General features: G+C 76.3%; 5 protein-coding genes. 2 read left to right on the top strand and 3 right to left on the bottom strand.

From position 1 onward, the window contains the following. Window positions 1-342: hypothetical protein (locus N866_RS10430; protein ID WP_052022877.1), on the bottom strand; the 342-nt coding region annotated here is incomplete at its 3' end. After that, the gene (gene mca / locus N866_RS10425) at window positions 339-1,217 is read right to left on the bottom strand and encodes a mycothiol conjugate amidase Mca (protein ID WP_034226131.1); all 879 of its coding nucleotides are present in this window, start codon (window positions 1,215-1,217) and stop codon (window positions 339-341) included. The genes N866_RS10430 and mca, both read right to left, overlap by 4 nt. A gap of 208 nt (window positions 1,218-1,425) precedes the next feature. On the opposite strand from mca, the gene N866_RS10420 reads away from it, so the two are divergent. After that, complete coding sequence (locus N866_RS10420) at window positions 1,426-1,836, top strand: DUF4307 domain-containing protein (protein WP_034226128.1); 411 nt, start codon at window positions 1,426-1,428, stop codon at window positions 1,834-1,836. A gap of 359 nt (window positions 1,837-2,195) precedes the next feature. After that, window positions 2,196-2,684, top strand: a complete 489-nt coding sequence (greA, locus tag N866_RS10415; protein ID WP_034226126.1) for a transcription elongation factor GreA — start codon at window positions 2,196-2,198, stop codon at window positions 2,682-2,684. 115 nt (window positions 2,685-2,799) lie between these two features. On the opposite strand, the gene ilvA is transcribed toward greA, so the two are convergent. Beyond that, a complete protein-coding gene (ilvA, locus tag N866_RS10410; protein ID WP_034226124.1) occupies window positions 2,800-4,011 on the bottom strand; it encodes a threonine ammonia-lyase in 1,212 nt (403 codons plus the stop codon). Window positions 4,012-4,159: the final 148 nt, after the last annotated feature.

Genomic DNA, 4,159 nt, shown 5'->3' with positions numbered 1-4,159 from the left:
GGGGTCCGCGCCGTCGGGGTCCTCGGGGCGGGATGCCCCGCCGGGACCGGGTCGCCCGGGCGCGGCACCGCCGTCCACGCCGCCCTCGGCGTCGGGACCGGTCGGCGCAGCCCACGGGCGCTCCGCCGGCTCCGCGCCGAGGTTCACCTTGCGGAGCTTCACGACCATGGACAGCAGCAGGCCGATGAGCCCCACGACGACGAGCGCCGTGACGGCGAAGCCGACCACGCCCGGCGTCACGTCCGTCGGCTCCAGGTCGGGACGCAGCCCGTCCTCGGCACCGGTCAGCACGGCGAGCACCGGACCCGTCGCGACGGCGAGGGCACCCGTCAGGAGGCTCACGACGACACCCCCTCGCGGTCCTCGACGTGGACGCCGGCGAACAGGTCGTCCTCCGGGGGCGACGTCGTCGTCGGCACGTGCGAGACGGCCAGCTCGTACTCCTCCACGGGCCACACCTGGATCTCGACGTCCCGCGGGACGGCGAAGAAGAAGCCCTCCGGGTCGATCTGGGTCGCGTGGGCCCGCAGCGCGGCGTCCCGGGCGGGGAAGTGCTCCGCGCAGGGGACGCGCGTGGTGACGGGCCGCTCCGGGACCTCCCGCAGCGCCCGGGACTCGATCCAGTCCCCGAACGGCGAGGTGTGGCCGGCCTCGAGCAGCGCCTCGTGCACCGTCCGCATCCGCTGCAGCGAGAAGTCGTGGTTGTAGTACAGCTTCAGCGGCTGCCAGGGCTCGCCCCGACCGCGGTAGCGCTCCGGGTCCCCCGCGGCGTGGAACGCCTCGAAGGCGATCTTGTGGCACATGATGTGGTCCGGGTGCGGGTACCCGCCGCTCGGGTCGTAGGTCGTCATGACGTGCGGCCGGAAGGACCGGACGAGCTCCACCAGGGGGGCCGAGGCCTCCTCCAGCGGCACGAGCGCGAAGCAGCCCTCCGGGAGCGGGGGCAGCGGGTCGCCCTCCGGGAGCCCCGAGTCCACGAAACCGAGCCAGTGCTGGCGGACGCCGAGCACGGCCGCCGCCGCCGCCATCTCCGCGCGCCGGACCTCGCCGAGGGCGTCGGGCGTCTCCGGCGCGTCGACGTAGCGCGGGTTGAGGACGCTGCCGCGCTCGCCGCCGGTGCACGTGACGACGAGCACCTCCACGCCCTCGGCGGCGTAGCGCGCCGTCGTGGCCGCGCCCTTGCTCGACTCGTCGTCCGGGTGGGCGTGCACGGCCATGAGCCGGAGCCCTCCACGCGGTCGAGGCTGCCCCTGCGCCGGGTGGCCGCCCTCCGGCGTGCCGTCCCGGTCCTCGTGCTCGCCCGCGGACCCCGCTGCGGTCACCGATCCACCTCTGCTTCCTGGTCGTCCTGCGCCGACGGCGCCGTTCCCTCGGGGACAATGGTCGCACCACCGACCGACACCCCCCGAGGAGACGGTGCCCACCATGGACCAGACCCCGCTCCGGCCCCCTCCGGGCCGCTACGAGCCGGTCCCGGACGAGCGCCGGCGTCGTGCGGGACGTGCGGCCCTGTGGGTGCTCGGCGCGCTGGGGGTCGCGGGGGCGCTGTGGATCGGCATCGGGGCCGCCCGCACGCCCGTGACCTGGAGCGACATCGGCTTCACGATCGACGGCCCGGACCAGGTGGAGGTCGTGTTCGAGGTGGCGCGGATCGACCCCTCCGTCCCGGTGCGCTGCACGGTGCAGGCCCTGAACCAGCAGTACGCGCAGGTGGGCCTTGTGGAGGTGGACGTGCCGCCGGCCACGGCGACGGCCGTGCGGCTCAGCACCGTCGTGCGGACGTCCGAGCAGGCCGTCACGGGGATCGTCGACACCTGCGAGGTCGTGGACCGCTGAGGACCCCTCGCCGCGCGGGACGCCGGACCTGCGGGCCGGTCCCGGCTACACTGGTCGTTTCCCACGCCCGAGGGGCGTTGCACACGGTGGTGTGACCTGCGCCCGCATCGTGCCGAGGACGCCGCGCACGCGGCGCGCGGCCGGACGGGCGCCAGGCCCTCGGCCGACCGACGCCCCGGCGTCACGTGCGACGCGTCCGGGCGGGACCACGACCGAACCGGGCCGGCGGCGCGCGAGCGCCGGCCGCACCCGGACGCACCACGGGCACCCGCCCGCAGCACCACGCAGGACCTGACAGCACCAGACGGAGTGCCGGGCGCCGACCGCGCCGCACGACGACGAACCCGAGAGGAGCGACCGTGACCGAGTCCACCACCGTCACCTGGCTGACCCAGGAGGCGCACGACCGCCTGAGCGCCGAGCTCCAGCAGCTGACGACCGTCGGCCGCCGCGACATCGCCGAGAAGATCGAGGCGGCCCGCTCGGAGGGCGACCTCAAGGAGAACGGCGGCTACCACGCGGCCCGCGAGGAGCAGGGCAAGCAGGAGGCGCGGATCCAGCAGCTCCAGGAGATCCTGCGCAAGGCGGTCGTGGGTGCCGCGCCGCCGGACGACGGCGTCGTCGAGCCCGGCATGGTCGTCACCGCCACCGTGGCGGGAGACCGCATGACCTTCCTCATCGGCTCCCGCGAGGTCGCCGAGGGCACGGACATCGAGGTCTACTCGGAGCGGTCGCCCCTCGGCGCGGCGATCATCGGGTGCTCCGCGGGCGACGAGACGTCGTACGAGGCACCCAACGGGCGCACGATCCCCGTGGTGATCCACGAGGCGAAGCCCTTCCAGCCCTGACGGCCGCGCCCGTCCCGCGCCCCGGCGCGACGAGCGGGCGGCACGGTCGGTCGGGCGGGCGGACGCAGGACGGCCCCGGCGCACCCGCGCCGGGGCCGTCCTGCGTCCGGTCGTCTCAGGCGTCGCTGACGCGGTAGCCCGCGGCCAGGAGGGCCTGGACGACCTCGGCGCTGTGCAGGGGGCCGCGGGTCTCCACCTGCACACCGACCTCGACCTCGTCGATGGCGAGGTCCACGCCGGTGCGCACGTGACCCACGTGCGTGATGTTCCCGCCGGCGGTGGCGATCTCGCCCACCATCGCGGCCAGGTGCCCGGGCCGGTCGTCGAGGCGGACGCGCAGCTGGAGGTACCTGCCTGCCGAGGCGAGCCCGTGGCGCACCACCCGGAGCAGGAGGAGGGGGTCGATGTTGCCGCCGGAGAGCACGACGACGGCGGGGGTCGCGACCGGGTGACCGGCGAGCACGGAGGCGACGCCGGCCGCGCCCGCCGGCTCGACGACGGTCTTGGACCGCTCGAGGAGCAGGAGCAGGGCCCGCGACAGCTCCTCCTCGGAGACCGTCCGCACGGGCACGTGGCGCCCGTGCAGCAGACCGAAGGGGACGTCCCCGGGCCGGCCGACGGCGATGCCGTCGGCCATGGTGGACCGCAGCGGGACGGTGAGCGGGCGCCCCGCCTCCAGGGACGGCGGGTAGGCCGCGGCGGCAGCCGCCTGGACGCCGACCACCTCGACGTCGGGGTGGTCCTCGCCGAGCGCCGCGACGATCCCCGCGGCCAGACCCCCGCCCCCGACGGGCACGACGATCGTGCGGACGTCGGGCACCTGCTCGAGGATCTCCAGGCCCACGGTCCCCTGCCCGGCCACGACGTCCGGGTGGTCGAAGGGGTGCACGAGGACGGCACCCGTCCGGTCGGCGTGCTCCTGGGCGCGCCGGAGCGCCTCGTCCACGGACGCCCCGCCCAGCTCCACGTGGGCCCCGTACTCCTGCGTCGCCGCGACCTTGGGCAGGGCGGCGCCGTCGGGCATGAAGACGGTGGCACGGACACCGAGGCGCCCGGCGGCCAGCGCCACGCCCTGTGCGTGGTTGCCGGCGCTGGCGGCGACCACGCCCCGGGACCTCTCCGCCTCCGAGAGGCGCGCGAGGCGGACGTACGCGCCGCGCACCTTGTAGGAGCCGGAGCGCTGGAGGTTCTCGCACTTGAGGAGGACCGGCCCGCCGGCCAGGGCCGAGACCGCGCGGCTGTCCAGGACGGGCGTCCGTCGCGCGAACCCGGCGACCAGCTCGGCCGCGGCGGCGACGTCCTCGGGGCCGACGAGGGGACGGTTCACCGCCCGGCCTCCGACGACCGCTCCACGGCGCCGTCGCCCGCGACCGGGGACGGCGTGCCCACCAGGGCTCCGTCGGGACCGGGGGCACCCGCCGCGGTCGACCCCCCGGCCGTCACGACCGCCGCGCCGGGCCGGCGCAGGCGGCGCG

It is taken from the genome of Actinotalea ferrariae CF5-4 (assembly GCF_000603945.1).
GTDB classification, from domain to species: Bacteria; Actinomycetota; Actinomycetes; order Actinomycetales; family Cellulomonadaceae; genus Actinotalea; species Actinotalea ferrariae.
The sequence above is the reverse complement of the archived record's forward strand: the minus strand, read 5'-3'. Positions and strand labels throughout refer to the sequence as shown.